General features: G+C 70.4%; 26 protein-coding genes. 16 read left to right on the top strand and 10 right to left on the bottom strand.

Going from position 1 to position 26653, the window contains the following annotated elements:
- Nucleotides 1–12: 12 nt before the first annotated feature.
- The 6 genes from ACIBVL_RS00605 (at nucleotide 13) to ACIBVL_RS00580 (ending at nucleotide 6781) form a co-directional block, all read left to right on the top strand.
- Nucleotides 13–1326: a polysaccharide lyase family 1 protein gene (locus ACIBVL_RS00605; RefSeq protein WP_399089457.1), complete on the top strand. Its 1314-nt coding sequence runs from the start codon at nucleotides 13–15 to the stop codon at nucleotides 1324–1326.
- Nucleotides 1327–1414: 88 nt separating this feature from the next.
- The gene (locus tag ACIBVL_RS00600; protein WP_399089454.1) at nucleotides 1415–2533 is read left to right on the top strand and encodes a pectinesterase family protein; all 1119 of its coding nucleotides are present in this window, start codon (nucleotides 1415–1417) and stop codon (nucleotides 2531–2533) included.
- A gap of 1 nt (nucleotide 2534) precedes the next feature.
- The gene (locus ACIBVL_RS00595; RefSeq protein WP_399089451.1) at nucleotides 2535–3575 is read left to right on the top strand and encodes a pectinesterase family protein; all 1041 of its coding nucleotides are present in this window, start codon (nucleotides 2535–2537) and stop codon (nucleotides 3573–3575) included.
- Nucleotides 3559–4719, top strand: a complete 1161-nt coding sequence (locus tag ACIBVL_RS00590; protein WP_399089448.1) for a dienelactone hydrolase family protein — start codon at nucleotides 3559–3561, stop codon at nucleotides 4717–4719. Before ACIBVL_RS00595 ends, ACIBVL_RS00590 begins: the two co-directional genes overlap by 17 nt.
- A gap of 37 nt (nucleotides 4720–4756) precedes the next feature.
- Entirely contained in the window at nucleotides 4757–5872 is a 1116-nt protein-coding gene (locus tag ACIBVL_RS00585; RefSeq protein ID WP_399089445.1) for a chondroitinase-B domain-containing protein, read from the top strand.
- Nucleotides 5873–5983: 111 nt separating this feature from the next.
- Nucleotides 5984–6781: an HAD family acid phosphatase gene (locus ACIBVL_RS00580; protein WP_399089442.1), complete on the top strand. Its 798-nt coding sequence runs from the start codon at nucleotides 5984–5986 to the stop codon at nucleotides 6779–6781.
- Here the strand turns inward: ACIBVL_RS00580 and ACIBVL_RS00575 are convergent.
- Nucleotides 6774–6902: a hypothetical protein gene (locus ACIBVL_RS00575; protein ID WP_399089439.1), complete on the bottom strand. Its 129-nt coding sequence runs from the start codon at nucleotides 6900–6902 to the stop codon at nucleotides 6774–6776. The genes ACIBVL_RS00580 and ACIBVL_RS00575 overlap by 8 nt on opposite strands.
- A 234-nt stretch (nucleotides 6903–7136) precedes the next feature.
- Between ACIBVL_RS00575 and ACIBVL_RS00570 the strand changes: the two genes are divergently transcribed.
- Complete coding sequence (locus ACIBVL_RS00570) at nucleotides 7137–8291, top strand: right-handed parallel beta-helix repeat-containing protein (protein ID WP_399089436.1); 1155 nt, start codon at nucleotides 7137–7139, stop codon at nucleotides 8289–8291.
- A 68-nt stretch (nucleotides 8292–8359) separates the two neighbouring features.
- Here the strand turns inward: ACIBVL_RS00570 and ACIBVL_RS00565 are convergent, their stop codons facing one another.
- The 4 genes from ACIBVL_RS00565 to ACIBVL_RS00550 form a co-directional block, all read right to left on the bottom strand.
- Nucleotides 8360–10045 carry a rhamnogalacturonan lyase B N-terminal domain-containing protein gene (locus tag ACIBVL_RS00565; protein WP_399089433.1) on the bottom strand — a complete coding sequence of 562 codons (1686 nt, stop codon included), beginning with the start codon at nucleotides 10043–10045 and terminating at the stop codon, nucleotides 8360–8362.
- Between the two features lie 29 nt (nucleotides 10046–10074).
- Nucleotides 10075–10905 carry a pectate lyase gene (locus ACIBVL_RS00560; RefSeq protein WP_399089430.1) on the bottom strand — a complete coding sequence of 277 codons (831 nt, stop codon included), beginning with the start codon at nucleotides 10903–10905 and terminating at the stop codon, nucleotides 10075–10077.
- Nucleotides 10906–11001: 96 nt separating this feature from the next.
- Complete coding sequence (locus ACIBVL_RS00555) at nucleotides 11002–11886, bottom strand: hypothetical protein (RefSeq protein WP_399089426.1); 885 nt, start codon at nucleotides 11884–11886, stop codon at nucleotides 11002–11004.
- Complete coding sequence (locus ACIBVL_RS00550) at nucleotides 11883–12446, bottom strand: SigE family RNA polymerase sigma factor (protein ID WP_399089423.1); 564 nt, start codon at nucleotides 12444–12446, stop codon at nucleotides 11883–11885. The genes ACIBVL_RS00555 and ACIBVL_RS00550 overlap by 4 nt, the downstream gene beginning before the upstream one ends.
- Nucleotides 12447–12706: 260 nt before the next feature.
- On the opposite strand from ACIBVL_RS00550, the gene ACIBVL_RS00545 reads away from it, so the two are divergent.
- A complete protein-coding gene (locus tag ACIBVL_RS00545) occupies nucleotides 12707–14158 on the top strand; it encodes an NCS2 family permease (RefSeq protein ID WP_399089420.1) in 1452 nt (483 codons plus the stop codon).
- Nucleotides 14159–14214: 56 nt separating this feature from the next.
- On the opposite strand, the gene ACIBVL_RS00540 is transcribed toward ACIBVL_RS00545, so the two are convergent.
- The 3 genes from ACIBVL_RS00540 to ACIBVL_RS00530 all read right to left on the bottom strand — a co-directional run bounded on the left by ACIBVL_RS00540 (nucleotide 14215) and on the right by ACIBVL_RS00530 (nucleotide 17003).
- Nucleotides 14215–15666 carry a peptidoglycan D,D-transpeptidase FtsI family protein gene (locus ACIBVL_RS00540; RefSeq protein ID WP_399089417.1) on the bottom strand — a complete coding sequence of 484 codons (1452 nt, stop codon included), beginning with the start codon at nucleotides 15664–15666 and terminating at the stop codon, nucleotides 14215–14217.
- An 89-nt stretch (nucleotides 15667–15755) separates the two neighbouring features.
- Nucleotides 15756–16226, bottom strand: a complete 471-nt coding sequence (locus ACIBVL_RS00535; RefSeq protein ID WP_399089414.1) for a GNAT family N-acetyltransferase — start codon at nucleotides 16224–16226, stop codon at nucleotides 15756–15758.
- 3 nt (nucleotides 16227–16229) lie between these two features.
- Nucleotides 16230–17003 carry an IclR family transcriptional regulator gene (locus ACIBVL_RS00530; RefSeq protein WP_399089411.1) on the bottom strand — a complete coding sequence of 258 codons (774 nt, stop codon included), beginning with the start codon at nucleotides 17001–17003 and terminating at the stop codon, nucleotides 16230–16232.
- 149 nt (nucleotides 17004–17152) lie between these two features.
- On the opposite strand from ACIBVL_RS00530, the gene ACIBVL_RS00525 reads away from it, so the two are divergent.
- The 8 genes from ACIBVL_RS00525 to ACIBVL_RS00490 all read left to right on the top strand — a co-directional run bounded on the left by ACIBVL_RS00525 (nucleotide 17153) and on the right by ACIBVL_RS00490 (nucleotide 25314).
- Nucleotides 17153–18682 carry an aldehyde dehydrogenase (NADP(+)) gene (locus ACIBVL_RS00525; RefSeq protein WP_399089408.1) on the top strand — a complete coding sequence of 510 codons (1530 nt, stop codon included), beginning with the start codon at nucleotides 17153–17155 and terminating at the stop codon, nucleotides 18680–18682.
- 102 nt (nucleotides 18683–18784) lie between these two features.
- Nucleotides 18785–19393, top strand: coding sequence for a DUF1349 domain-containing protein (locus tag ACIBVL_RS00520; protein ID WP_399089405.1), 609 nt, complete (start codon nucleotides 18785–18787; stop codon nucleotides 19391–19393).
- Nucleotides 19394–19532: 139 nt separating this feature from the next.
- Nucleotides 19533–21023, top strand: a complete 1491-nt coding sequence (locus tag ACIBVL_RS00515) for a metallophosphoesterase family protein (protein WP_399089402.1) — start codon at nucleotides 19533–19535, stop codon at nucleotides 21021–21023.
- A gap of 57 nt (nucleotides 21024–21080) precedes the next feature.
- The gene (locus ACIBVL_RS00510) at nucleotides 21081–21599 is read left to right on the top strand and encodes a GNAT family N-acetyltransferase (RefSeq protein WP_399089399.1); all 519 of its coding nucleotides are present in this window, start codon (nucleotides 21081–21083) and stop codon (nucleotides 21597–21599) included.
- Between the two features lie 75 nt (nucleotides 21600–21674).
- Nucleotides 21675–22391: a DsbA family oxidoreductase gene (locus ACIBVL_RS00505; RefSeq protein ID WP_399089396.1), complete on the top strand. Its 717-nt coding sequence runs from the start codon at nucleotides 21675–21677 to the stop codon at nucleotides 22389–22391.
- A 96-nt stretch (nucleotides 22392–22487) separates the two neighbouring features.
- Complete coding sequence (locus ACIBVL_RS00500; RefSeq protein WP_399089393.1) at nucleotides 22488–23540, top strand: aminotransferase class V-fold PLP-dependent enzyme; 1053 nt, start codon at nucleotides 22488–22490, stop codon at nucleotides 23538–23540.
- Nucleotides 23541–23588: 48 nt separating this feature from the next.
- A complete protein-coding gene (locus ACIBVL_RS00495) occupies nucleotides 23589–24236 on the top strand; it encodes an RNA polymerase sigma factor (protein ID WP_399089390.1) in 648 nt (215 codons plus the stop codon).
- Between the two features lie 28 nt (nucleotides 24237–24264).
- Entirely contained in the window at nucleotides 24265–25314 is a 1050-nt protein-coding gene (locus ACIBVL_RS00490; RefSeq protein WP_399089386.1) for a maleylpyruvate isomerase family mycothiol-dependent enzyme, read from the top strand.
- A 9-nt stretch (nucleotides 25315–25323) separates the two neighbouring features.
- Here the strand turns inward: ACIBVL_RS00490 and thpD are convergent, their stop codons facing one another.
- Nucleotides 25324–26211, bottom strand: coding sequence for an ectoine hydroxylase (gene thpD, locus ACIBVL_RS00485; protein ID WP_399089383.1), 888 nt, complete (start codon nucleotides 26209–26211; stop codon nucleotides 25324–25326).
- Between the two features lie 7 nt (nucleotides 26212–26218).
- Nucleotides 26219–26644: an ectoine synthase gene (locus ACIBVL_RS00480; protein WP_399089380.1), complete on the bottom strand. Its 426-nt coding sequence runs from the start codon at nucleotides 26642–26644 to the stop codon at nucleotides 26219–26221.
- Between the last annotated feature and the right edge of the window lie 9 nt (nucleotides 26645–26653).

The following is a 26653-nucleotide window of genomic DNA, read 5'->3' as shown; positions in this document are numbered from 1 at the left end:
GAGACCCGCACAGTGCGTACACAGAAATGTCATGGACGTGTCATAGCTGCCCTCGTCGGGTGCACCGCCCTGGTGCTCTCGGTCACCGGTACGGCCTCCGCCCACGCCGCCTCCCGCGACCTCGGCCGGCAGGTCCTGGCCGCGAACGACGGCTGGGCCTCGTACGGGACCGGGACCACGGGCGGGTCGGCCGCCGACGCCGACCACGTCTACACCGTCACCACCTGGGCGGAGTTCAAGGCCGCCCTCGCGGCCGGCGGCTCCGCACCGAAGATCATCAAGGTGAAGGGCGTCATCGACGCCGTCGCCGAGGGATGCGACGCCTTCGCCGCGCCCGGCTACGACTTCGACGCCTATCTCGCGAAGTACTCGCCGGAGGCCTGGGGCCTGGACACCGACCTCGGTGCCGAGCCCGACGACAGCCCGGAGGGGCTGCGCCGCGCCTCCCAGGCCAACCAGGACACGGCCATCAAGGCCAACGTCCCGTCCAACACCACCATCGTCGGCATCGGCAGGAACGCCGGGTTCAAGGGCGTCAGCCTGCAGATCAAGGCCGTCGACAACGTGATCATCCGGAACCTGGCCTTCGAGTCGCCCATCGACTGCTTCCCGCAGTGGGACCCGACCGACGGCTCCAGCGGCAACTGGAACTCCGAGTACGACACCGCCGTGGTGTACGGGGCCACGCACGTCTGGCTGGACCACAACACGTTCACCGACGGGTCCCACCCGGACAGCTCCGCCCCGTCCTACTTCGGGATGCTCTACCAGCAGCACGACGGCGAACTGGACATCGTCCGCGGCTCCGACTACGTCACCGCCTCCTGGAACGTCTTCACCGAGCACGACAAGACGATCCTGATCGGCAACAGCGACAGCGAGTCGACGGCGGCCGGCGACCGCGGGCACCTGAAGGTGACCTTCCACCACAATCTGTTCTCGGACCTCGTGGAGCGCGCTCCACGCGTCCGCTTCGGCCAGGTCGACTCCTACAACAACCACTTCGTCGCGAACGGCGACTACTCCTACAGCTTCGGCATCGGCAAGGAGTCCCAACTCGTCGCCGAGCACAACGCGTTCACGCTGCCGACGGGAATCAGCGCGGCGAAGGTGCTCAAGCGGTGGAACGTCTCGCCGGTCACCGCCGACGACAACTACGTCAACGGCACCGCGACCGACCTGATCGCCGTCCACAACGCCGAGATCCCCGGCGAGGTCCTGCAGTCCGGCGCCGGCTGGACCCCCACCCTGCGCACCAAGGTCGACCCGGCGAAGTCCGTCCCCCGGATCGTCGACTGTGGCGCGGGCGCGGGACGCCTGGGCTGATCCGTCCGTACGACGGCCGGGGCGGCGGCGTCCGCAACGTCGCCCCGGCCACCCCCTCCGCAGAGCCGCACCGCCAAGGAGCACCCGCATGCACCCCCTGACACGAAGGCGGTTCCTCGCCGCGACCGCCGGCGCGATCGCCGCCCCGGTCCTCGCCTCGGCACCCGCGCGGGCCGCCGCCGGCGGCAGACGCGGCCCGTTCGGCCGCCATGGCTCCCCGGCCGCCCGCCGCACCCCGCAGACCCTGTACGTCGACCCGCTCGGCCGGGGCGACTTCACCTCCGTCCGCGCCGCCGTCGCCGCCACCACCGGCAGTGGCTGGACCCTCGTCCTGGCCCCGGGCGTGTACCGCGAGACGGTCGCGCTGGACGCCACCCGCACCGAGGCCACCTGGATCGGAGCCTCCGAGGACCCCCAAGACGTCGTCATCGTCCACGACAACGCGGCCGGCACCCCCAAGCCCGGCGGCGGCACCTACGGAACCACCGGCTCGGCCACCACGACCGTGCAGGCCGACGGCTTCACCGCCCGCTGGATCACCTTCGCCAACGACTGGCTGCGCGCCGACCACCCCGACATCACCGGCACCCAGGCCGTCGCCATCAAGGTCCAGGGCGACCGCTCGGCCTTCCACCACTGCCGCTTCCTCGGCCACCAGGACACGCTGTACGCCGACTCCCTGTCCCTCGCCACCTTCGCCCGGCAGTACTTCGCCCACTGCTACGTCGAGGGAGACGTCGACTTCGTCTTCGGCCGGGCCACCGCCGTCTACGAGCACTGCCACTTCCGCACCCTGAACCGCACCGACCTCACCACCGCGCCCTACGGCTTCGTCTTCGCCCCCTCCACGGCGGGCGCCAACCCCCGCGGCTACCTGGTGACCAGGAGCCGTATCAGCAGCGAGGCCCCGGACGCCTACTACAAGCTGGCCCGCCCCTGGGTCCCCAGCTCCGACACCACCGCCCGCCCCAGCCTCACCGTCCGCGACACCCGCCTGGACGCCGGCATCGACGCCGTCGCCCCCTACACCGACATGTCGGCCTCCTTCCCCTGGCAGAACCAGCGGTTCGCCGAGTACCGCAACTCCGGGCCGGGCGCCGAGATCACCGTCCCCGCGAACCGTCCCCAACTCACCGACGAGGAAGCCGGGTCGGCGACCCGCGCCGCCTACCTGGGCGACTGGGCGCCCTGGACGGGGGAGTGCTGACATGTCGCTCCCCAGGCGCACCCTTCTCGCGGGCATCGCCGGCGGCCTGACCGCCACCGGTACGGCCCCTGCCTTCGCCCACAGCCGCCGCGTCCTGCACGTCCGCCCCGGTGACTCCGTCCAGGCGGCCGTGGACGCGGTCGACGGCCCCGGTCGGACGATCCTCGTGCATCCGGGGACGTACCGCGAGGTCGTGAACATCCCGGCCGACAAGGGCGAGTTGACGCTTCGAGGCGCGAGCCGCGACCCCCGCGCCGCCGTCATCGTCTTCGACAACGCCAACGGGACGCCGAAGCCCGACGGCTCGGGCACCTACGGCACCGCCGGCTCCGCCACCTTCACCTCCGCCGCACCCGGGCTCACCGTCCGCGATCTCACCCTCGCCAACGACTGGCTGCGCGCCGACCACCCGGACATCACCGGCACCCAGGCCGTCGCCGCCTACGTCACCGGCGACCGCAGCCACTTCGAGAAGGTCCGTCTCCTCGCCCACCAGGACACCCTCTTCGCGGACACCACCGCACTCGACGCCTTCGACCGGCAGTACTACCGCCACTGCCACATCGAGGGCGACGTCGACTTCGTCTTCGGCCGGGCCCGGGCGGTCTTCGACGCCTGCCACTTCCACACCCTCCAGCGGGACGTGGCCTTCACCCCCAAGGGCATGGTCTTCGCACCCGCCACCGCCCGTGCCAACCCCTACGGCTTCCTCGCCCTCCGCGGCCGGATCACCTCCGGCGCCGAGGACGCGGCGTACAAGATCGCCCGGCCCTGGGTGCCGTCGTACGAGACGACCGCCTGGCCCTCGCTGGTGGTCCGGGACACCTGGATCGGCCCCGGCATCGACGCCGTCGCCCCCTACACCAACATGCGGGACGCCTACCCCTGGCAGACCATGCGGTTCCGCGAGTACGCCAACTCCGGTCCCGGCGCGGTCGTCCCCGTGCCGGAGAACCGGCCCCAGCTGACGGCGGAGGAGGCGGCCACGCACACCCGGCGGACCTATCTCGGGGACTGGAGGCCGTATGAGCGGCGTCCGTGACCCGGTGGGGCGGCGGGCGTTCGTGGTCGGGACGGGGGCGGCGCTGCTCGCCGGGGGAGCGGCCCCCGATGCCCGGGCGGCCGTCGTCGACGGGCCGCTGCCCGACTTCCACCCCGCCCTCAAAGCGGCGCTGACCTTCCCCCTCGCCTGGGGAAACTCCCCGCTCCGCGACTTCGGCGCCTGGCGCCGGGCGGCTCGTGCCAAGGCCGAGGAGCTGATGGTCGTAGAACGGGAGGACGGCACCCCGTACGCTCCCGAGTACGGCCCGCCCGTGCGACGGGACGGCTACACCGCCCGGTTGGTGACGCTCTCCCTCACCCGGTACGAACGCGTCCGCGCCGCCCTCCTCACCCCCGACGGATCCGGCCCCTTCCCGGCCGTGCTGCTCCTGCACGACCACGGGGCGAGATTCGACATCGGCAAGGAGAAGCTGGTCCGGCCCTGGTACGACGACGTCCGGCTCGCCTCCGCCCAGGCGTGGGCGGACACGTACTTCAGCGGACGGTTCGTCGGCGACGAGCTGGCCCGGCGGGGGTACGTCGTGCTGTGCGCGGACGCCCTCGGCTGGGGCGACCGCGGGCCCCTGGCCTACGACCAGCAGCAGGCCCTGGCCTCCAACCTCTTCAACCTCGGCTCCTCGCTCGCCGGGCTCATGGCCCGTGAGGACGCCCGGGCGGCCGGTTTCCTGGCCGGCCTCGACCGGGTGGACGCGCGCCGGGTCGCGGCCGTCGGGTTCTCCATGGGCGCCTTCCGCGCCTGGCAGACCGCCGCTCTCACCGACGACATCGCGGCCGCCGCCTCCGTGTGCTGGATGACCGGCCTGAAGGACATGATGGTGCCCGGCAACAACACGCTGCGCGGGCAGTCCTCGTACTACATGCTCCACCCGGGGCTTCCCCGGCACCTCGACTTCCCCGACGTGGCGAGCATCGCCGCACCCAGGCCGATGCTGTTCTTCGCCGGCGGGCTCGACCCGCTCTTCCCCACCGACGGCGTCCGCACCGCCCACACCAGGCTGCGCGCCGTCTGGCGCTCCCGCCACGCCGAGGAGCGGTTGCACCTGAAGACCTGGCCCGACCTCGGCCATGTCTTCGTCGACCGCATGCAGGACGAGGTCTTCACCTGGCTCGACTCCGTCCTGTGAACCATCTCCCCACCCGCACGAGAAAGGACCGCACTCCATGTCTCGTCGTACCGCTCTCACGGCCCTCGCGACCCTGACCCTGGGCGCCGGCCTCGCCGTCGTCCTGCCCACCCAGGCCCAGGCCGCGACCGTGGTCGTCAGCAACTCGACCGACCTCTCCAACGCCATCAAGAACGCCACCGCGGGCACCGTCATCCAGGTCCGCGGCGGCACCTACTACCCGACGGCCACCCTTCAGTCCACGGCCAACGGCACCTCCTCCGCGCCGATCACGCTGACGGCGTACGGCTCGGAGACGGTGAAGATCGACGGCTCCTCGCTCCCCGACGGCGACTGGATCTTCAAGCTGACCGCCGACTACTGGAACGTCTCCAACATCACCTTCCAGAACTCCCCGGACAGCGCGGTCGTCTGCCAGTCCTGCACCGGAACGGTGTGGAACAACATCAAGACCGTCAACGGCGGCGACTCCGGCTTCACCCTCACCGGCGACGGGACGGTCAACAACACCGTCAAGAACATCGACAGCTACGGCAACTACGACGCCGCCAACCACGGCGAGAACGCCGACGGCGTCGCGGTCAAGTTCGGTTCCGGCACCGGCAACCTCATCACCGGAGCCCGCCTCTACAACAACTCGGACGACGGGATCGACTTCTGGTCCTTCTCCTCGCCCGTCACCATCGAGCACACCTGGTCCTTCGGCAACGGCGCCAACCGCTGGTCCGACTCCGCCTTCGCGGGCGACGGAAACGGCTACAAACTGGGCGGCGACGGCGAGGTCGTCGCCCACGTCGTCAACAACTCCGCCGCCTGGGGCAACGCCGGAAACGGCTTCACCGAGAACTCCAACACCGGTGCGATCGTCATCAACCGCACCACCGCCTACGCCAACAGCAAGTGGGGCTACTACTTCGCCACCAGCTCCGCGAAGCTCGGCAAGAACCTGGCGGTGAGCAACGGCGGCGGGCTCGTCAACAAGGGCTCGTCGGTGACCTCGGCCGGCAACAACTGGGACAGCGGCATCTCGACGCCGGCCTTCAAGTCGACGGACTCCTCGACGACGTACAACGCCCGCAGCTCCAGCGGCACCCTGCCCGCCACGACGTTCCTGACGACGGGCTCGACCACGATCGGGGCGACCATGAACTGACCTGTGGACCGAGCCGTCCGGGGCGCTTGACCCGTTTTTTGCCCGCCGAACGGGTATCGATCGGGCAACGGGTCTCGCGCCCGCCCGGGTGACGCGCGTAGAAAGCGTGTCATGCATAAGTCACTGCGCATCGCGGCCGTCAGCGCCGCCTGTGCCGTCGCCGCCGGCGCCCTCTACGGCGCAGGCGCGGCCACGGCCGGCCAGTCCACGGCCAACTCCACTCACGAGCCCTACAACATCGGGCTCCTGGTGAAGGACATCGACACCTACTACGGCACCGCGCTCGACGCCAACGGCGTCTACCAGGCGTCGCCGACCAGCCCGTACGCCAAGGACCTCGCGGCCCTCGACAAGGCCGCGCACAAGTACATCGACCAGGCGGCCCGCAAGGCCCGCCACAAGGGCGAGAAGCCCGCGGTCGTCTTCGACATCGACGACACGCTGCTGCTCAGCCTCGACTACGAGAAGAAGACCAACTACACCTACAACTCGACCACGTGGGCCGAGTACGTGGCCAAGGCGGACCGTCCGGCCGTCTTCGGCAGCCCCGAGCTGGTGAAGTACGCCAAGTCCAAGGGGGTCGAGGTCTTCTACAACTCGGGCCTGAAGGAGTCGCAGCGCGTCTCCGCCGTCGACAACCTGAAGAAGGTCGGCGCCGACATCAACCTCGACTCCGCCCACATGTTCCTCAAGGACGCGGCCAACCCGCCGGCCTACCTCAGCGCCTGCGCCACCCCGAACAACTGGACCTGCACCACCGTCCAGTACAAGGCGGGCACCCGCAAGCACATCGAGGACGACCTCGGCTACGAGATCATCGCCAACTTCGGCGACCAGTACTCCGACCTCGAGGGCGGCTACGCCAACCGGACGTACAAGCTCCCGAACCCGACGTACTTCGTCAGCTGACGTCCCGTACGGGTTCGATCGCCCCGAGGGTCGGCGCCACCGGCTCGATACCGCCGTCCGCGGCGGAGGTGGGATGCCGTACTCCGGGACGCTTGGACGGGATCGTCCCCGCTCGGTCCACGGGCCGAGCGGGGACCATCCCGTCGTGTACGCCACGTGGTGGTCCTCGCTGCGGGCCCGTCCCGTTCCGCACCGGGCTCCGAGAGACGCCCGGAGTGCGTCGCGAAGGACTCTCGATCTTTTCCGCGGGGCGCGGCAACCCTTTCCGGCCGCGGCGGCGACTGGTGTGCGGAAACGGGGCGGGGCGGCCCCTCCGGCCCGTTTCCGCTTCACACCTCACGTGAAAGGAACGCCCGTGCCTTTGAGCACCGGACGCCACCGCAGGACGCGCACCCTCTCGATCGCCGCAGCGGTGGCGGTCGCCGCGGGGGCGGGCGGTGTCTACCTCGGTCTGTCGAACGGCGGCGCCCAGGCCGCCTACACGACGGTCACCGTCTCCACGACAACGCAACTGGAGTCGGCCGTGAAGAACGCGGTCGCCGGCACGGTCATCCAGGTCCGGGGCGGCACGTACTATCCCACCGCCACCCTCAAGTCCACGGCCAGCGGCACCGGTTCGTCCCGTATCACCCTCCAGGCGTACGGCACCGAGAAGGTGAAGATCGACGGCTCCGAGCTGGCCGACGGCTCCTGGCTCGCCGGGATCTACGGCAGCTACTGGACCGTCCAGAACCTCACCTTCCAGAACTCCCCGGCCCAGGGCTTCGTCGTCACCTCCTCCACCGGCGGCATCTTCAAGAACCTCGTCACCGCCGACAACGGCGACTCCGGCTTCACGCTCCGCGGCGACGACACGGTCGGCAACCTCGTCCAGAACCTGGACAGTCACGGCAACTACGACGCCGCCGGACACGGCCAGAACGCGGACGGCATCGCCATCAAGTTCGGCTCCGGGACCGGCAACAAGATCACCGGTGCGCGCCTCTACGACAACTCGGACGACGGCCTCGACCTCTGGCAGTTCTCCACCCCCGTCACCGTCGAGCACTCCTGGGCCTTCGGCAACGGCGAGAACCGCTGGAACGACTCCGCGTTCGAGGGCAACGGCAACGGGTTCAAGCTGGGCGGCGGGGGTGTCACCGTAGCGCACGTCGTCAACAACAACGCGGCCTGGGACAACACCCTGAACGGCTTCACCGAGAACTCCAACACCGGGGCGATCGCGCTGAACCGCAACACGGCGTACGCGAACGCCCAGGCGGGGTTCTACTTCGCCACCGGCAAGGCCCGGCTCGCCCGCAACCTCGCGGTGAGCAACAGGGGCGGGCTGTCCAAGCTGGGGACCTCCACGGTGTCCGCCGCCAACAACTGGGACAGCGGGGTGGGCGCGCCGGCCTTCAGATCGACGGACGCGACGACGGCGTACGGGGTGCGGAAGTCGGACGGTTCGCTGCCGGCCACGACGTTCCTGACCACGGGCTCCACCACCATCGGCTCGACGATGAAATAGGACGGCACAAGGAAACGCCCCCGCCGGTCTTATCGCGGGGGCGTTCCTTCTGCTGACCTGAGAGGGGCTCAGGCCAGCAAGTCGACGCAGTCGAACGACGTGCCCGGGCTCAGGAACGCCGTGCCGCTCGAGCCGCTCACGATGTCGAGCCTGAGCACGTTGTACTGCGACACGTCCGTCTTCCAGGCGCTCGCCGGGACGTGGTACGTGAACGTGTGGTTGTTTCCCCGGTAGGAGCCCGTGGTGAGGGAGCGGGTCGAGGGCTGGGGGACGGCCGCGGGGACCGCGGACACCCAGTCGTTCACCGTCACGCGCGGGCGGCCGTTCGCGAAGGCGTCCGTGACGCCCACGCGGAGGGTGTGGGCGGCCGCCGCCTGCTCCTTCGTCAGCTTGAAGTAGATCAGGATGCCGTCGTTGACGTCCTTCCAGACGTATGCGGGGAAGGACTTGGCCGCGTCACCGCCGCCGATCGTGACATTGCCGGTCCACTTGGCCGCGCGGGCGTCGGACGGATGGGCGTAGGTCATGAGCTCGGCGTTCTTGAACTCGCCGGGCGTGCCGTCCCAGTCGCCGAGCCGCCAGAGGGTCTTGGCGGTGGACGGGTCGCCGGTGATCGAGAGGGTGTGCAGGCTCGTGGTGGCGCCCGCGGTCACCTTCACCTCCTGGGTCAGTACGGCGAGTTCGCCCTTGTGGACGGTCAAGGTGTACGTCCCCGGCAGCATCCCCTTGCAGGAGAACGCGCCGGTGCCGGTCGCCGCCTTCGCCCAGTACTGGGCGTCCTTGTTGGCGAAGCCGACGGTGTAGGGGTACTTCGCGTCCATGCCCTTCAGGCCCACGCCGGCCACCTTGCCGCGGCCGGCCATGCCGACCCAGCCGGTGATGCCGAGGCCGTCCACCCAGGAGGTGTCCAGCCTGTCGTGGAAGAGGGAGGAGGAGGGCGTACCGCCGTCGGTGAAGGCCAGGACGTACGGGCCCTGCAAGCCGAAACGTTCCGCCTCTGTCTGGGCCTCGTTGTAGTGCAGGATCTCGTAGAGGCCCGCGCCCTTGTCGTTGGAGTGGCGCAGCAGGGAGCGGTAGAAGGGGCCGCCGGAGGCCTTCTCGTGGCGGGAGCGGACGAGATACAGGCCGACCGAACCCGTGGTGAAGCCGACGTGGTCGTAGTCGATCGTGCGCTTGCCCGAGTAGTGCTTGGAGTGGGTGGTGCCGTCGGCGCGCTTCCAGACGTCCCCGGCCTCGATGATCGTGTCGGAGGTCTCGATCCAGGAGTCCGAGCCGGTGTTGGGGAACATCCCGGGCTTGAGGCGGACGATGTAGCGGGTCGCGGTGAAGGAGGCGTCCGCCTTGTTGGTCCAGAGGTACACGTTGTTCTGACCGCTGCGGGCCGCGTACCACTGGGTGATCGCGCCGTGCGCCACCTTGACCAGGATCGTGGAGCCGGACTGCTTGATCGTGACGGTGGAGGCGCCGAGGCCGGACTCGACATGCGAGTGCTTGCCGCCGTAGCCCTCGTACTCCTTGCCCTTGTAGACGAGGGAGGTGAGGTCGCCGGTGGTCTTGGAGACCTTGAAGACCAGGAAGGCGCCGGTGTCGACGACGTAGTTCCTGCCGTCGTCCTTGTAGCCGAAGGTCGCGGCGGACGCGGAGGACAGCAGGCCGGCGCCGCCCGCCACGGCGGCGCCGGTGGCGGCGACTCCGATCGCGGAGGCCCCGAGCACACGTCGGCGCGTGAGGTGTCGTCTCTTGTGCGTGCTCAAGGGTCGCTCCGTGGCTCTTGAAAGTTCACTTACTTATACGTGAGGGCAGATGACGAGAACCTGCAGGTGGTTCCGTCCGCACCCGTACCGATTTCGGTCGGCTCCTTGCCGGTGTTGTTGCCCTTGAAGCGCACGCAGGTCTTGACCTTCTTCCTCGGGTCCCCCTGGATGCGGATCTTCGACAGGGTGGCCCTGTCGCCGTAGTTGGCGTTGACGCCGACGATCGCCTTCAGGGGCGCCACGACGTCGATGTCGCTCAGCACGATCGTGCGCTTGTACTGCGTCCTGCAGTTGCCGCAGGAGCGCACCAGCTTGCCGGAGTTCTGCACCCGGAAGCCGGTCACGGTGAGCTTGCCGGCGCCGTTGAACTGCAGCACCTTGTCGTCGGCGTTCCTCGCGCCACCGCCGATGACCTTGTACACCGCCGCGGACGACTTGCCCTTGAAGGTGGCCGCGTCCTCACCGACGTCCAGCCACCACACGTTCCGCAGCGTGCAGGAGCCCTTGCAGTGGACGCCGTCCGCGGCCGGGGCACCGATGATCACGTTCTTCAGGACCGCGCCGTCGGCCAGCTCGAAGATGGCGCCCTGCGACTCGTCCTGGTCGGAGGTGCCGAGCGCGCCCCTGCCGTAGAACTTCTTCAGCTTGCCGTCGTAGGTGCCCGACACCTTGATCGTCGAGGAGACGGCCTTGCTGCCGGTGGCCGTCGGCCAGGTGGACGCGGCGCCCGCCGAGGACAGCAGCGTCGTGGTGACGATCGCAGCGCCGGTGATGCCCAGGGCGGTGGAGCCCGCGATCAGCGCCCGCCGCTCGGTGACCTTGCGGCGGTGCCGGACACGCGGTTCTGCTGAAGCAGTCATGTGCCGATTCCTCAGGTGGGTGGTGACTCTCGCGCTGTGTCGTCGCCACCGGTGAGGAAAGGGTTGCCGCTGTGTCAGAAGTTTTTGCGCGGCCTTCTACGAGTCGCCGTCGTCCCCGTCGTGGGCGGCGAAGTCGCCGCCCAGGAAGAGGGCCTTGCCGTCCGACTCGCCCGTGATGACGTAGCTGTCGCCCGTGGCGTCCCGGCCCCCGCGGTCGTGGTCGTACTGCCCGGCGAACACCCACTCGCCCACCGGGACCGTACGGCCCTCCTTGAGCACAAAGGTGTAGACCAGGAATCCACCCTGCTCGGTGACCGTGAGTGTGAAGTCGTCCTCGGGCAGCGAGCGCCAGGCACCGGACGAGGACACCCCGCCGGTCTGAGCGATCCTCAACTGCACGGTGAGCGCGGTGACCTCCTGCTTCGCCCGCAACGTGATGTTGCTCTGCGCCCAGAAGTCGTTGCTGTGCGGATCGACGGAGCCGTCCGACCAGAGCGGCCCGTCGTCATCGTCGTCGGTGCCCGGCAGCAGGGCGGCGGCCGACGCGGAGGGCTTCGACGAGGTGGAGGGCGCCGGGGACCTGCTGGGCTTCGCCGGTTCGCCGGTGCCACCGCCGGAACCGGAACTCGGTGTGGCCTTCGGCGAGGCCGGCGGCCGGCTCGTCGCGTCCGGGGACTCCACCGGCGGCGAGGAGGCGGCGACCGTCTGCGGCGACGGTGTGTCGTCCTTCACCGCCGACGCCACCGCGTAACCGCCGACCGCGAGCATGCCCGCGACCGCCGCCGTGGCGCCCACGATCCGGGCCCAGCCCCAGACCGGCGGGCGCGTCGCCCGGTGGTCGCGCCGGTCCTGGTCCTGGACCTCGCCCGCCATACCGCGTTCGATCCGGGCGAGCATGTACGCCCGGTCCGGCTCGTGCGCCTCGGCCGCCTCGTGCAGCCGGGCGCGCAGCTCGTCGTGCACGTCCCGCTGCACCGTCATCGGTTCCTTCCCGAGGTCTCGCCGGTGCGGGCCATCGCACGCACCGTGAGCGGAGCTCCCTTGACGCCGAGCAACTTCTGCAGCTCGGCCATTCCCTTGGAGGTCTGGCTCTTCACCGTACCGACCGAGACCCCCAGGGCCAGCGCGGTGTCCTTCTCCGAGAGGTCGAAGGCGTGCCGCAGCACCACGCAGGCCCGTTTGCGGAAGGGGAGTCTACGCAGCGCGGACTGGACGTCCACAACGCCGGCGACGTCGGGGTTCTCCGTCTTCTCCTCGCGTTGCGACCAGAACAGGGCGATCCTGCGGCGCTCGCGGACGGCGCTGCGGATGCGGGTGCGGGCCAGGTTGGCGACGACGCCACGGGCGTACGCCACCGGATGGTCGGCCGCGCGCACCCGGTCCCAGCGGTTCCACAGGGCGAGCAGCGCGTCCGCCGCCAGGTCGTCGGCGGCGTCCGCCTCACCGGTCAGCAAATGGGCCAGACGGGACAGTTCCGCGTAGTGGCGGTCGAAGAAGGCATGGAATTCCACGGAGGCGGCGTCGTCGACGACTGTGCCCACGGGTGACCTCTTCTCGATGCGACTGTGCGTGTCATGTGAATGACATGGGGATGCCCCGGGGAGGGCCTGGGACGAGATCCGGAAGCGTAGCAGTGATCATCCACTTGGTTTGGTACGGGGGTTCGAACATCATGTGGCCCCCGGGAGCTGCGCGGAAGCCTGATTCCGTAACACGGCGAAAACCCGAACAGGGTTCAACGAGGGAACAATCCAGCCAGCATCCGCACACCGATCATTCAGGCAGCAAGGAGCAACACGTCATGTCCGAGACGAAGAAGGTCGCCGACCGGTCGAGCGCACCGCCACCAGGGGTGAACGGCGTCGACCGGTTCTTCAGGATCTCCGAACGGGGGTCCACCTTCGGCCGGGAGATACGCGGCGGCTTCGCCACATTCTTCACCATGGCCTACATCCTTGTCCTGAATCCCATCATCCTCGGTAGCGCGAAGGACAAGTTCGGCCACTCCCTGGACGCCGTCCAACTCACCACCGCCACCGCCCTGGTGGCCGCCGTGATGACGATCATCATGGGCGTCGGCGGCAACCTGCCGCTCGCCCTCGCCGCGGGCCTCGGCCTGAACGCGGTCGTCGCCTTCCAGATCGCCCCGCTGATGAGCTGGGACGACGCGATGGGCCTGATCGTCCTCGAAGGCCTGCTGATCTGCGTCCTTGTGGTGACCGGTCTGCGCGAGGCCGTCATGCACGCCATCCCGCAGCCGCTGAAGCAGGCGATCAGTGTCGGCATCGGCCTGTTCATCGCCTTCATCGGCTTCGTCGACGCCGGGTTCGTCAGCCGGATCCCCGACGCCGCCAACACCACCGTGCCCGTCCAACTGGGCGGCACCGGCACCCTCTCCGGCTGGCCGGTTCTCGTCTTCTGTCTCGGTGTGCTGCTGACCATCGGACTGCTCGCCCGCAAGGTCAAGGGCGCCATCCTGATCAGTATCGTCACCATGACGATCCTCGCGATCGTCATCAACTCGATCGCCGACATCAAGTCCTGGGGCCTGACCACGCCGTCCTGGCCCGACAAGATCGTCGACACCCCCGACTTCGGGCTGATCGGTCACTTCAGCCTGTTCGGCGCGTTCGGCGAGACCGGTGTCATCACCGTCGTCCTGCTGGTCTTCACCCTGATCCTGTCGGACTTCTTCGACACCATGGGAACGGTCGTCGGCATCAGCGCGGAGGCCGGACTCCTCGACGAGCGGGGCGAGGTGCCCAACCTCGGCCGCGTACTGCTCATCGACGGAGCGGCGGCGGTCGCCGGCGGCGCGGCCTCCTCGTCCTCCGCGACCTCCTACATCGAGTCCGCGGCAGGCGTCGGCGAGGGCTCGCGCACCGGTTTCTCCAACCTGGTCACCGGCGGTCTGTTCACCCTCGCCCTGTTCCTGACCCCGGTCCTCACCATCGTGCCGCTCCAGGCGGCGGCCCCGGCCCTCGTCGCCGTCGGCTTCCTGATGATGACCCAGGTCAAGAGCATCGACTGGGACAAGTACGAGATCGCCATCCCGGCGTTCCTCACCATCGCCGTGATGCCGTTCACCTACTCGATCACCAACGGCATCGGCGCCGGCTTCCTCGCCTACGTCGTGATCAAGACGGTCCTCGGCAAGGCGAAGGACGTGCACTGGCTGCTGTGGGCTGCTTCGGCGCTGTTCGTGGTGTACTTCGCGATCGATCCCATTGAGCAGGTTCTGGGAGTCAAGTGAACCGAGGGGGCGGTTTCTTCGGCACCGCCCCCTTCTGTCCAGCACCTGCCGCGGCACTAGCTCTTGAGTGCCGCCTCCATCATCGCCTTGGCCACGGGGGCGGCCAGCCCGTTGCCGCTCACCTCGGACCGTGCCGCGTCCGACTGTTCGACGACCACCGCCACGGCCACCTCCTTGCCGTCCGTCTTCCCGTACGACGTGAACCAGGCGTACGGCGCCTTGCTGTTGTTCTCGCCGTTCTGGGCCGTGCCCGTCTTGCCGCCGACGGTGACGCCGTCGATGAGGGCGTTGGTGCCGGTGCCCTTCTCGACGACCGTCTGCATCGCCGACTGCAACTGCCCGGCGGTGGAGGAGCTGAGGATCCGGGTGCCGGACGCGTCGTCGTCGTAGTCCTTGAGGACGTCACCGCCGCTGTCGGTGATCTGCGAGACCATGTGCGGCGAGACCAGTTCCCCGCCGTTGGCTATGGCCGCCGACACCATCGCCATCTGCAGCGGCGTCGCGGTCACGTCGAACTGGCCGATGCCGGTGAGGGCGGTGGACGACTCGTCCATGTCGGAGGGGTACACGCTCGGGTACGCCCGCACCGGCACATCCAGACTGTCGTCGTTGAAGCCGAACTTCTCGGCCATCGCCTTCACCTTGTCCTGCCCGAGCTGAACGGCCATGTGGGCGAAGACGTTGTTGCAGGAGTACTGCAGCGCCACCCGGATCGAGGCGTTCTCGCAGGGCGCGGAGGTGTTCTCGTTCTTCAGGACCGTGCGTGTGCCCGGCAGCGTGTAGGGGTCCTCGCTGTCGGTCCTCTCGTCCACCGACGCGTACAGCCCGTCCTCCAGCGCGGCCGCCGCCACCACCAGCTTGAACGTCGAGCCCGGCGCCAGCGGCTGCCGCAGCGCGCGGTTGACGAGCGGTTTGTCGGAGTCGGCGTTCAGCTTCTTCCAGGCGGTGGCGGCGGTGTTGGCGTCGGTGAGCGACGAGGGGTCGTACGACGGCGTCGACACGACGGCCAGGATCCTGCCGGTCGCCGGATCGATCGCGACGGCCGCGCCCTTCTTGTCGCCCAGCGCGTCGTACGCCGCCTTCTGCACGCCCGGGTCGATCGTCGTGATCACGTCACCGGGATCGGCCCGCTGGTCGGTGACCATGTCCATCGCGGTCTTCAGCCGGGTGTCCGTCCCGTTCAGCAGGTCGGCGTAGATGCCCTCCAGCTGGGTGGGTGCGTAGGCCTGCGAGGCGTAGCCCGTCACCGCCGCGTAGAGCTTGCCGTTCGTATACGTGCGCTTGTACCTGAGGTCGCCGCCCGAGGTGACGGCCGAGCCGGTGATCGCCTTTCCGGCCACGATGATGTCCCCGAGCGGCTCCGCGTACGTCTCGATCGCGTTGCGCCGGTTGTCCGTGTCGTCCGCGAGTGCCTGGCCCTCGTAGAACTGCACCCAGGTCGCCCTGATCAGCAGGGAGAACACCAGCAGCAGCGCGAAGACCGAGGCACGCCTGATCGTCTTGTTCATTGCGAACGGAAGGACGAACGGGCGGAGAGGGATCGTTCCCGACCTCCGCTTTTCTCATCTTTCTCACCGTATGTTCACCCAGGGTCCGTTCAGGCCTCCAGGCGCAGCACGACCTCGTCGATCTCCTCGCGGCGCGCGTTCGCGTACCCGACCGCCCACGCGGTCGTCCGGAAGCCGCACTTCTCCAGGACCCGGAGGGAACCGGCGTTGTCGGCCGCCGCCCGGGCGTAGAGAGGACGCTCCCGGACCTCGGCGAGCAGCGCCCGCAACGCCGCCGTGGCGATGCCCTTGCCCCAGTACGCGCGGTCCACCCAGTACGTCACCTCACGCTCGCCCGGCTCCCCGTACACCGCCGTGCTGCCGACGACATCCCCGTCGGCGAGGATCGTGCGCAAAACGGCGGACGAGGAGCGGATCTTGTTCCAGTGGGCGTCGAAGGCGTCCCGGTCGGCCGGATCCTCCGGGGTGAACGCGGCCATCCTCAGGGCCTCGGGGTCGTTCATCTGGCGGTAGAACACCGGCAGGTCGCTGTCGTGGACGTGGCGCAGATCGATCAGCATGCCTCAGAGCCTACGGGTTGCCAGGGTCAGCCGGTCCCGCGCGTCGAAGAGGGCGTCCTTCACCATCTGCTCGTGCGCCGGGGTCAGCCGGGCCACCGGCACCGAGCAGCTGATCGCGTCCCGGGCCGGGGTGCGGTACGGGATCGCCACGCCGAAGCAGCGCAGGCCCAGGGTGTTCTCCTCGCGGTCCACCGCGAAGCCCTGCTCGCGCACCTGGTGCAGCTCCTCGATGAGCTTCTCGCGGTCCGTGATCGTGTGCTCGGTGAGCCCCGGGAGTGTCTCCGGGAGCATCTTGCGGACCTGCTCGTCGGTGTACGTGGACAGCAGTGCCTTGCCCAGGGAGGTGGAGTGGGCGGGCAGCCGGCGGCCGACGCGGGTGAAGGGGCGCAGATAGTGCTGGGACTGGCGAGTGGCGAGGTAGACCACGTTCGTGCCGTCGAGACGGGCCAGGTGGATGGTCTCGGTGGTGTCGTCGGAGAGCCGGTCCAGGGTCGGCCGGGCCGCCGCCACCACCTCGTCGCCGTCGATGTAGGAGGTGCCGACGAGCAGCGCCCGCACGCCGATGCCGTACCGCGTGCCCGTCGCGTCCGTCTCCACCCAGCCCAGCTCCACCAGCGTGCGCAGCAGCATGTAGAGGCTGGACTTGGGGTAGCCGACGGCTTCCTGGACCGCCGCGAGGGAGTGCATACCTGGGCGGCCGGCAAAGTATTCCAGCAGCTCAACCGTCCGCACCGCGGACTTGACCTGCGCCCCGCCCCCCGTCTCGCCAGCCGACATCTCCCTTGACCCCTTCGTTCGACGAGAAGCTGAAGTTATAGTCTCCAACAGCATATTCACCATGAGAGACAGTGTTCAGTATATCGAACGTCCCTGGTGGATGAGCCAGTACCGAACGTGGCCAGTGAGCAAGCGTGGAGGGACCCGCGGTGGCAGCAGCACCAGTCTGGAGTGTCGACCCCCGAACCGGGAAGCAGCGTGAACAGGTTGCGGTGGAGGCCACGGCCCAGGAGGTCGACAGCGTCGTGCGCGCCGCGCACGCCACCCGCGGCTCCCTCGTCGACCGCACCGTCCGCGCGGCCTTCCTGCGTACCGCCGCCGACAAGCTGGAGGCGGCCAAGGACCAGCTGGTCGAGGTCGCCGACGCCGAGACGGCACTGGGCCCGGTCCGGCTGAACGGCGAGCTGGCCCGCACCTGCTACCAGCTGCGCGCGTTCGCCCGCATCGTCGACGAGGGCGCCTTCCTCGACGTCGTCATCGATCACCCCGACGACACCGCCACCCCGCCCATCCCGGACCTGCGCCGCTACAAGGTGCCGCTGGGCGTGGTCGCCGTCTACTCGGCGTCCAACTTCCCCTTCGCCTTCTCCGTCGCCGGCGGCGACACCGCGAGCGCGCTGGCGGCCGGCAATCCCGTCGTCGTCAAGGCGCACCCCGACCACCCGGCGCTGTCGGAGCTGGTCGCCAAGGTGCTGCGGACGGCCGCCGCCGCGCACGGCATCCCCGTGGACGTCCTCGGTCTCGTGCACGGCTTCGAGGCGGGCGTCGAGCTGATCAAGCACCCCCTGATCGCCGCGGCCGGGTTCACCGGGTCCATCCGGGGCGGGCGCGCGCTGTTCGACGCGGCGGCGGCCCGGCCGGAACCGATCCCGTTCCACGGGGAGCTGGGGTCGCTGAACCCCGTCGTCGTCACGGAGGCCGCCGCCGCCCAGCGTGCGGAGGCCATCGGCGCCGGGCTCGCCGGGTCCATGACCCTCGGTGTCGGGCAGTTCTGCGTCAAGCCGGGGCTGGTGCTCGTACCGTCCGGCGCGGCCGGTGACGGGCTGCTCAAGTCCCTCACGGACGCGGTCAGCGACACCGAGGCGGGCGTGCTGCTCGACCACCGGATGCGGGACAACTTCATCGCCGGGGTCGCCGAGCGGGCCGAGCTGCCCGACGTCGAGTCGCCGGTGACGCCCGGCGCGGGCGGGGAGCACACCGTCAGTGCGGGCTTCCTGACCGTGCCCGCGGCGCGGCTGGCCGCGGAGGGCGCGCACGATCTGCTCCTGGAGGAGTGCTTCGGCCCGGTCACCGTGGTGGCCCGCTACGAGGACGAGGGCGAGGTCAAGGCCGTCCTGTCGCGGCTGCCGGGGAACCTCACGGCGACCGTGCAGCTCTCCGACGAAGAGGCCGCCGGCGAGGGGCGGGGCGGGGAGATCCTCGCCGAGCTGACGCCGCTGGCGGGGCGGGTCCTGGTGAACGGGTGGCCGACCGGTGTCGCGGTGGCGCCCGCCCAGCACCACGGCGGTCCGTACCCGGCGACCACGTCCACGTCGACGTCCGTGGGTGGCACGGCGATCGAGCGGTGGCTGCGGCCGGTGGTCTACCAGAACGCGCCCGCCGCGCTGCTGCCGGTGGAGCTCCGGGACGAGAACGAGCTGGGGCTGCCCCGTCGGTTGAACGGGCGTCTGGAGCGATGACGCCATGGGGGCGCGGGTGATCTGCGGGGCCGCGGCTCGGTCGTGGTGGCCGCGCGGTTCCCCGCGCCCCTGAGTCTCTCCACCCACCTGGATAATCGGGCCATGGACGTCGAACTTCCCGAACTGCCCTTCCCTCTCCGTACGTACGGGCCCGACGGGCACTGGTCCCACGAGGACGGGGTGCTCACCGGGTGGGCGGGGGCTCGGCAGGACCGGTTCGTGCCGCCTACCGGGGAGGGGCTGGAGCCCGCCGCCGACGCGCCGCGGCTGCTCGGGGCGCCCGAGGGGGACTTCCAGCTGATCGCGCGGGTCACCGTGGGGTTCAACTGGGCCTTCGACGCGGGGGTGTTGTACGTCCATGTCGGCGAACGGGCCTGGGCCAAGCTCTGTCTGGAGTACTCCCCGGATGTGGCCACCGTCTGCACGGTGGTCACCCGGGGTCATTCCGACGACGCCAACTCCTTCACCGTGGACGGCAGTTCGGTCTGGCTGCGGGTCAGCAGGACCGGCCGTGCCTTCGCCTTCCACGCCTCCCGCGACGGCCGGCGCTGGACCTTCGTCCGGCTGTTCACCCTCGGCGAGGAGAAGGAGACCGGCGCCGCCCTGGTCGGCTTCATGACCCAGTCGCCGATGGGGGAGGGCTGTGTGGTGACGTACGACCACATCGAGTTCCGGGACAGCTGGCCGGACGACCTCAGGGACGGCAGCTGAGGAACCGGTGCGGCGGGGGGTGTAGGCCGTTCGCCGGAGTCGTCGTGCGCGGTCCCGAAGCGGTGCCGACGATTCCAGGTGTGCCCGTAAGGCGATGACGTACGCCGTGTCCGGGCCGCTTGGACGGAGGTACGTGAACATGAGGCACCGAATCGTCGCCCTCGCCGTGGCGGGTGTGCTGGCCGCGGCGTTCCCGGCCGGCGCGACTCCCCCGGGGCCCGTGCCCGGGTACGGGTACGGGGACGCGCCGCCGGGACCGACCGCTCCGCCGCCCGGTTCGGCGCTGGACGGCGAGGCCTGGGCCTGGACCCAGCTGACCGGCGACGGCACGCAGATCCGATACGTGTCCACGGACTCCAGTCATACGTGTCCCAGTGTGAGCTACACCTACCAGGGAAGTTCGCACACGGATCCGCTGAGCTTGAAGAGCTTGCCCTGGGGGTCGCAGTTCCCGACCACCGTCTGCGAGGCCGAGGTGCGCCTGACGGCCTCCGACGCGACGCTGGTGCCCGGGACGGTACGGGCGGCCACCCTGCATCCGTCGAACCGTCGGCTGCCCCTGCCGAACTGGACCCCGGGCACCCGTCCCGCCAGGATCGGCGTGATCGGCGACACCGGCTGCGAGCTCCCCCTGTCGAGTGGTGAGCCCGCGCAGGACTGCGCGAACGGCTGGCCGTTCCGGCGGGTCGCGAACAGTGTCGTCTCCCGGACGCGGCCGGATCTGGTGATCCACGTCGGTGACTACCTGTACCGGGAGGACCCCGGCAGGGCGAACGACAAGCCGGCGAATCCGGGCTGCACGGACACCCCCGACAGAGCCGGCTGGGCCTGTGTCGTCGCCGACTTCTTCAGACCCGCCGAACGGCTGCTGGCCACGGCTCCCGTCGTGCTGACCCGCGGCAACCACGAGGACTGCAACGCGATGCAGCAGGGCGGCGCGGGCGGCGCGTGGTTCCGCTACCTCGCCGACGAGCTGCGCTCGAACCGCTCGTGCAGCCTGTTCACCCAGCCCGCGGTGATCCGGGCGGGCGCGCTGACCCTCATCTCCGTGGACACCTCGTTGGCCGACCGGAACGACAACGGGAGCCCAGCGAACCTGGGCCCCTACACCGGCCAGTTCGATGCCGTGAACCGGGACGCGTCGCAGGCCCCCGGCGACGTCTTCGTGGTCACGCACAAGCCGCTGTGGATGGTGAAGGCGGCCGGATCGATGTCAGGGGCGGTCACCTGGGCGACGCACGTCCTCGACAGGGCCGTCGCCGACACCCAGCTGCATCAGCTGCACCGCAAGGTGCGCCTGGTGCTCTCGGGGCACTTCCACCTCGCCCAGAAGATCGACTTCGACAGCACCCGGCCGCCCCAGCTGACCCTGGGATCCTCGGGTGGCCCCCTGGACAACGGCCCGGTTGACGCCAACGTCGAGCTGCAGTCCATCGGCACGCCGCCGCAGCAGGTCCACGAGTCGGTGACCAAGCTGCAGGCCCCCGCAGGTCCGGGGATCTTCGGCTACGGGGACCTGCGCTACGGCGGCACGACCTGGACTCTCACCTTCCGCGACAGGAACGGCGACCGCCTGGACGGCAGCTGCAGGCTGAGCACGAGCACCGACCATCGGAACTTCGTCTGTTAGCGAGCCCGGGCAGCGGGGGCGGGGAACCGGATCGGCGGCCTCCCCGTCCTCCGTTGCATGATCGGAGAACGCCCCACCCGAGTGATCCGCACCGCTGTGCCCGCCGAGGCCCCGGCCGTCGTGGCGCTGCACGCGCGCGCCCGGGCCACGTACTACCCCGACGGGATCCCGCAGGACGGCACCGACTGGCTCGCCGTGTGGCGGGCGGCCATCGAGCGGCCCGACGGGCATGTGCTGTGCGTCGTGGAGCGGGGGCGGATCGTCGGCCTCGCCTCCTTCCGGAGGCCGGAGGGCGGCGGCGCGGAGACGGTCAAGCTGTTCCAGTTCCATGTCGACCCGGGCCACTGGCGGGCGGGCATCGGCACGGACCTGCACACCGCCTGCGTGGAACAGTGGCGGGCGGACGGCCACCGTACGGCCGTGCTCGACGTGCACGTCGACAACCGGCGCGCCCAGGCCTTCTACGCCCGCCAGGGCTGGTTCCCGGACCCGGAGAACCCGCGCGCGGAAGGTGATCACCATCTCTTCCTGCGCTTCTCCGTGAGCGGGGGGAGGCCGGGGACGAGCGGGGAATGAACACCGCTGCTTGAACGTTCATGCACATGGCGGAGGGAGTCTCCGTCGCCCCGACGACCTGGAGAGAACCGAGACATGCGCGTCGAGATCTGGAGCGACATCGCCTGCCCCTGGTGCTACGTGGGCAAGGCCCGCTTCGAGAAGGCGCTCGAGGCCTTCCCGCACCGCGACCAGGTCGAGGTGGTGCACCGGTCGTTCGAGCTCGACCCGGGGCGCGCCAAGGGCGACGTCGAACCCGTGATCAAGATGCTCACCAAGAAGTACGGCATGAGCGAGGCGCAGGCCCGTGCCGGTGAGGAGAACCTGGGCGCGCAGGCCGCCGCCGAGGGCCTCGACTACCGCACCCGGGACCGCGACCACGGCAACACCTTCGACATGCACCGCCTGCTGCACTTCGCCAAGGAGCAGGGCCGGCAGGACGAGCTGATCCAGATCCTCTACCGGGCCAACTTCGCCGAGGAGCGGTCCGTCTTCACCGAGGGCGAGGAGCGGCTCGTGGAGCTCGCCGTCGAGGCCGGCCTGGACGCCGACGCCGCCCGCAAGGTGCTCGCCGACCCGGCCGCGTACGCCGACGAGGTCCGTGCCGACGAGCGCGAGGCCGCTCAGCTCGGCGCGAACGGCGTGCCCTTCTTCGTCCTCGACCGCGCCTACGGCGTCTCCGGTGCCCAGCCCGCCGAGGTCTTCGCCCAGGCGCTCACCCGGGCCTGGGGCGACCGCTCTCCGCTGAAGCTGATCGACGAGGGCGGCGCGCAGGCCTGCGGCCCGGACGGGTGCGCGGTGCCGCAGCACTGAGAAGCGCAGGTCGGGGCCGATGTATAAGCGTTCCTTGGCTGAACCGCTCAGACATCGGCAATGGACGGGGAGTTGCCGGGGGCCCACAGTGGACTCATGGAGACCTTCGAGACCCTCGTCCACGCCGAGTTCGCCCCGAGGAACACCTACCTGAACACCGCGAGCAACGGCCTGCTGCCGGCCCGCGCCGTGACGGCGCTGCAGGAGGCCGTGCGGCTGCGTGCCGAGGGCCGGCCGCTGGCGCCCCTGTACGCCGATGTGGAGGCCGCCCGTGCCTCCTACGCCCGGCTGGCCGGTGTGCCGGCCGAACGGGTGGCGGCCGGGGTCTCGGTCGCCGCCCACACCGCCGTGATCGCCGCCGCCCTGCCCGCCGGCGCCGAGGTCCTCACCGCCGAGGACGACTTCGCCTCCGTCCTCAACCCGTTCCACGTCCGCGGCGACCTCAAGGTGCGCGCCGTGCCCCTGGAGCGGATCGCCGAGTCCGTCCGCCCGGGCACCGCGCTCGTCGCGGTCAGCGCGGCCCAGTCCGCCGACGGGCGGATCGCCGACCTGCCCGCCCTGCGCGAGGCGGCCCGGCAGCACGGGGCCCGCACCTACGTCGACTTCTCCCAGGCCGCCGGCTGGCTTCCGATGGACGCCGACGCGTACGACTACACAGCCGCCGTCTGCTTCAAGTGGCTGCTCGGCCCGCACGGGGCCGCCTTCCTCGTCGTACCGGAGGACTTCGGCGGGCTGACACCCCTGCTGGCCGGCTGGGTCGCGGGCGAGCGGCCCTGGGACAGCTGCTACGGCCCCGTGACCGAACTCGCCCACTCCGCACGGCGGTTCGACCTCACCCACGCCCTCTTCACCTACGCCGGGCTACGGCACTCCCTCGAACTCGTCGAGGAACTCGGCGTGGACGCCGTACGCACTCACGACCTGGCCCTCGCCGACCGCTTCCGCGCGGGACTCGCCGGCCTCGGCCACGAGCCCGTGCCCGCCCCCGGCTCCGCGATCGTGTCCGTACCCGGACTCGGCCACCGGCAGCCGGAGTTGAGCGAGGCGGGTATCGAGGTCTCCGACCGGGCGGGCAACCTGCGTGCCTCCTTCCACCTCTACAACACCCCCGCCGACGTCGACCGCCTGCTGGACGTCCTCTCGGGCTGAACACCCTTGCCGCACCCGTGCCCGGGACGCTAGGAAAGGGCACCGGGGGTGATGGTGCCGGTGGATCCCACGGACACGGACGCGTCGACGGGGGCGGGCGCGGGGCGGGCGTCCGCCCGCCCGGCCGCCGACGCCGAGCTGCACGGGCGGCTGGTGTACGGGGACGGATCCGCGCTGGCCGAGACGTACGCCGCGTACGGCGGGCTGGTACGGCGGATCGCCCTGCGCGTCACGCACACCCCGGCCGCCGTCGAGGACATCGCGCAGGAGGTCTTCACCGAGCTGTGGACCAGGCCGTACGCCTTCGACGCGCGCCGGGGCAGCCTGCGCACCTGGCTGTCGATGCTCGCGCACCGGCGCGCCGTGGACTGGGTGCGCCACGAGGCCCGGCACCGCAAGGGCGGCCCCGCCGACGACAGCGAACTGCACACCGTCCCGGACGCGGCACCCGGCCCCGACGAGACGGTCGTGGACCGCGAACGCTCCCTGCTTCTGCACTCCGCGCTCGCCGAACTCCCGGAGCCCCAGCGGGAGGTGGTGCACCTCGCCTACTTCGCGGGCCGCACCTACCGTCAGGCCGCCGCCGAGCTCGGCATCCCCGAGGGCACCGCCAAGACCCGTCTGCGCACCGCCCTGCGCGCCCTGGCCAGAACCCTGGCCGACCCACCGGATCCCGCCGTGGAAAGAGGCGCATGATGGCGACAGCGGAAGGAGGCGGCGCCCGGTGACCACCTACCACGACCACGGCCACGACGACCTGCGGGACCTGGTGGCCGCCTCGGCCTTCGACGCCGTGACGCCCGCCGAGCGGCAGACGGTGGCCCGGCACCTGGCCGGCTGCGCGGAGTGCGCGGCCGAGGCACAACGGCTGCGCGCGACCGTACGGCTGCTGGACGTGCCGCCCGGCCGACCCGAGGAGTGCGCCCCGCCGGCCGACGCGGGGGCCGCCCCGTCCGAGGACCGCGGCCTCCTGGCGTTCCGCTGCCGTCCCGCCGCCACGCCGGTGGCCGGGCACGCGGCCCCCTACGCCGGCGCGGTGGCCGCGCTGACCGCGTTGCTTCCCCGGGTGCGCGGCACCGGCGGGCCCGACCGCTGGAAGGCCGCGGTCGTCCACGACTGGGACGTCCAGGCGACCCTCGCCCACCTCGTCGCCGCCGACGAGCGGCTCGCGGTGGAGCTGGGCCTCGACCCGAGGGTGCCGCCCTCCCCGGTCGAGGAGGGCGAGACCTGGGTGGAGACCTGGAACCGGCGCACGGCCGACGTCGTCCGCCACGAGCGCGGCCGTACCCCCGAGCGGACGCGCGCCTGCTGGGAGGCCCAGTCGGCCGCGCTGCTCGCCACGCCCGAGGCGCACGACCCGCGACGCGCGGCACGGGTCGTCGAGTTGATGGGCATGCGGCTGCCCGTCGCCGATCACTTCACGGTCCGTGCCTTCGAGACCTGGATCCACACCGACGACATCGGCCGCGCCCTCGGGGTGGACGTCCCCCCGCCGCCCGCGGCGCACCTGGAGCGGCTGGTCGGTCTCGCCGTACGTGTCCTCGGCCAGGCACTCGGCCCTGCCGCGCCGCCCGTCCGCCTCACGCTCACCGACACCGGCGAGTGGACCCTCGGCTCGGGCCCGGCGCGTGCCGGACTCGCCCTGGACCCGGTCGACTTCTGCTTCCTGGCGGGCGGGCGGCGCGCCCCGGACACGGTGCCGCACACGGCCACGGGCGACGCCGACGCCGTACGGAACGTACTGGAGCGCACGGCGTCGCTCGCGTGGCTGTGATGCCGGGACTCAGCGCACGGGGGTGAAGTCCCTCGCGCCGATGAACTCCGGCCGCCGGACCGGGGCCGCGAACGGCTCCACCGCCGTGTTCTCCACGCTGTTGAACACGATGAAGACATTGCTGCGCGGGAACGGTGTGATGTTGTCGCCCGAGCCGTGCATGCAGTTGCAGTCGAACCAGGTCGCGGAGCCCGCCCGGCCGGTGAACAGCCGGATGCCGTACTCGCCGGCGAGCGAGGTCAGGGCCTCGTCCGAGGGCGTGCCCGCGTCCTGCATCTGGAGCGACTTCTTGTAGTTGTCCTCGGGGGTGGCGCCCGCACAGCCGAGGAACGTCTTGTGCGAGCCCGGCATGATCATCAGGCCGCCGTTGGTGTCGAGGTTCTCGGTGAGCGCGATCGAGACGGACACCGTCCGCATGTTCGGCAGGCCGTCCTCGGCGTGCCAGGTCTCGAAGTCGGAGTGCCAGTAGAAGCCACCGGCCCCGAAGCCCGGCTTGACGTTGATCCGCGACTGGTGGACGTACACGTCCGAGCCGAGGATCTGCCGGGCCCGGCCCACGACCCGCTCGTCGCGGACCAGGGACGCGAACACGGGACTCAGCTTGTGCACCTCGAAGACGGACCGGATCTCCTTGGACCGCGGCTCGACGATCGACCGCTCGTCGGCCCGGATCTCCGGGTCGGCGACGAGCCGCTCCAGCTCGCGCCGGCAGACGGCGACCTCGTCGTCGCTGATCAGCTGCTCGACGGCGAGGAAGCCGTCGCGCTCGTACGTCTGGAGGTCGGCCGGCGGGATCGGGCCCGGGGCACTGGGGGTGCCCCAGACGACGGGGTCCTGGCGGGGCACGGACACCTCGGTGGTGCCGCGGGTGGGATAGAGATCGGTGACGGTGGTCATGTGACGGTCACACCTCCTCGGGTTCGGTGAGCTCCGGAGCGGGCTCCGTGAGCAGGGGGTAGACGCCGTTCTCGTCGTGGTCCTCCCGGCCGGTCACGGGCGGGTTGAACACGCAGAGGCAGCGGAAGTCCTCCAGGACGCGCAGCGTGTGCCGCTCATGGCCGTCCAGGAGGTACATGGTCCCGGGAGTGATCGAGTGCGTCCTCCCGGTCTCGTGGTCGGTGAGCTCGGCGGCGCCCTCCACACAGACCACGGCCTCGACGTGGTTGGCGTACCACATCGATGTCTCGGTGCCCGCGTACAGAATCGTTTCGTGCAGGGAGAACCCGACACGCTCGCGGGCCAGAACGATGCGTTTGCTCTCCCAGGTGCCGGACGCGGCCCGGACGTGCCGGTCGGTGCCCTCGATGTCCTTGAACGAACGGACGATCACGGCGTTCCT

This window comes from Streptomyces sp. NPDC049687, from assembly GCF_044465285.1.
Lineage (GTDB): Bacteria > Actinomycetota > Actinomycetes > Streptomycetales > Streptomycetaceae > Streptomyces.
The sequence above is the reverse complement of the archived record's forward strand: the minus strand, read 5'-3'. Positions and strand labels throughout refer to the sequence as shown.

Bases quoted from the DNA above. Each gene is read 5' to 3' on its own strand.
- ACIBVL_RS00600 (WP_399089454.1), top strand. From the start codon at position 1,415: ATGCACCCCCTGACACGAAGGCGGTTCCTCGCCGCGACCGCCGGCGCG.
- ACIBVL_RS00595 (WP_399089451.1), top strand. From the start codon at position 2,535: ATGTCGCTCCCCAGGCGCACCCTTCTCGCGGGCATCGCCGGCGGCCTG.
- ACIBVL_RS00590 (WP_399089448.1), top strand. From the start codon at position 3,559: ATGAGCGGCGTCCGTGACCCGGTGGGGCGGCGGGCGTTCGTGGTCGGG.
- ACIBVL_RS00585 (WP_399089445.1), top strand. From the start codon at position 4,757: ATGTCTCGTCGTACCGCTCTCACGGCCCTCGCGACCCTGACCCTGGGC.
- ACIBVL_RS00580 (WP_399089442.1), top strand. From the start codon at position 5,984: ATGCATAAGTCACTGCGCATCGCGGCCGTCAGCGCCGCCTGTGCCGTC.
- ACIBVL_RS00560 (WP_399089430.1), bottom strand. From the start codon at position 10,905: ATGACTGCTTCAGCAGAACCGCGTGTCCGGCACCGCCGCAAGGTCACC.
- ACIBVL_RS00555 (WP_399089426.1), bottom strand. From the start codon at position 11,886: ATGACGGTGCAGCGGGACGTGCACGACGAGCTGCGCGCCCGGCTGCAC.
- ACIBVL_RS00545 (WP_399089420.1), top strand. From the start codon at position 12,707: ATGTCCGAGACGAAGAAGGTCGCCGACCGGTCGAGCGCACCGCCACCA.
- ACIBVL_RS00540 (WP_399089417.1), bottom strand. From the start codon at position 15,666: ATGAACAAGACGATCAGGCGTGCCTCGGTCTTCGCGCTGCTGCTGGTG.
- ACIBVL_RS00535 (WP_399089414.1), bottom strand. From the start codon at position 16,226: ATGCTGATCGATCTGCGCCACGTCCACGACAGCGACCTGCCGGTGTTC.
- ACIBVL_RS00530 (WP_399089411.1), bottom strand. From the start codon at position 17,003: ATGTCGGCTGGCGAGACGGGGGGCGGGGCGCAGGTCAAGTCCGCGGTG.
- ACIBVL_RS00520 (WP_399089405.1), top strand. From the start codon at position 18,785: ATGGACGTCGAACTTCCCGAACTGCCCTTCCCTCTCCGTACGTACGGG.
- ACIBVL_RS00515 (WP_399089402.1), top strand. From the start codon at position 19,533: ATGAGGCACCGAATCGTCGCCCTCGCCGTGGCGGGTGTGCTGGCCGCG.
- ACIBVL_RS00510 (WP_399089399.1), top strand. From the start codon at position 21,081: ATGATCGGAGAACGCCCCACCCGAGTGATCCGCACCGCTGTGCCCGCC.
- ACIBVL_RS00505 (WP_399089396.1), top strand. From the start codon at position 21,675: ATGCGCGTCGAGATCTGGAGCGACATCGCCTGCCCCTGGTGCTACGTG.
- ACIBVL_RS00500 (WP_399089393.1), top strand. From the start codon at position 22,488: ATGGAGACCTTCGAGACCCTCGTCCACGCCGAGTTCGCCCCGAGGAAC.
- thpD (WP_399089383.1), bottom strand. From the start codon at position 26,211: ATGACCACCGTCACCGATCTCTATCCCACCCGCGGCACCACCGAGGTG.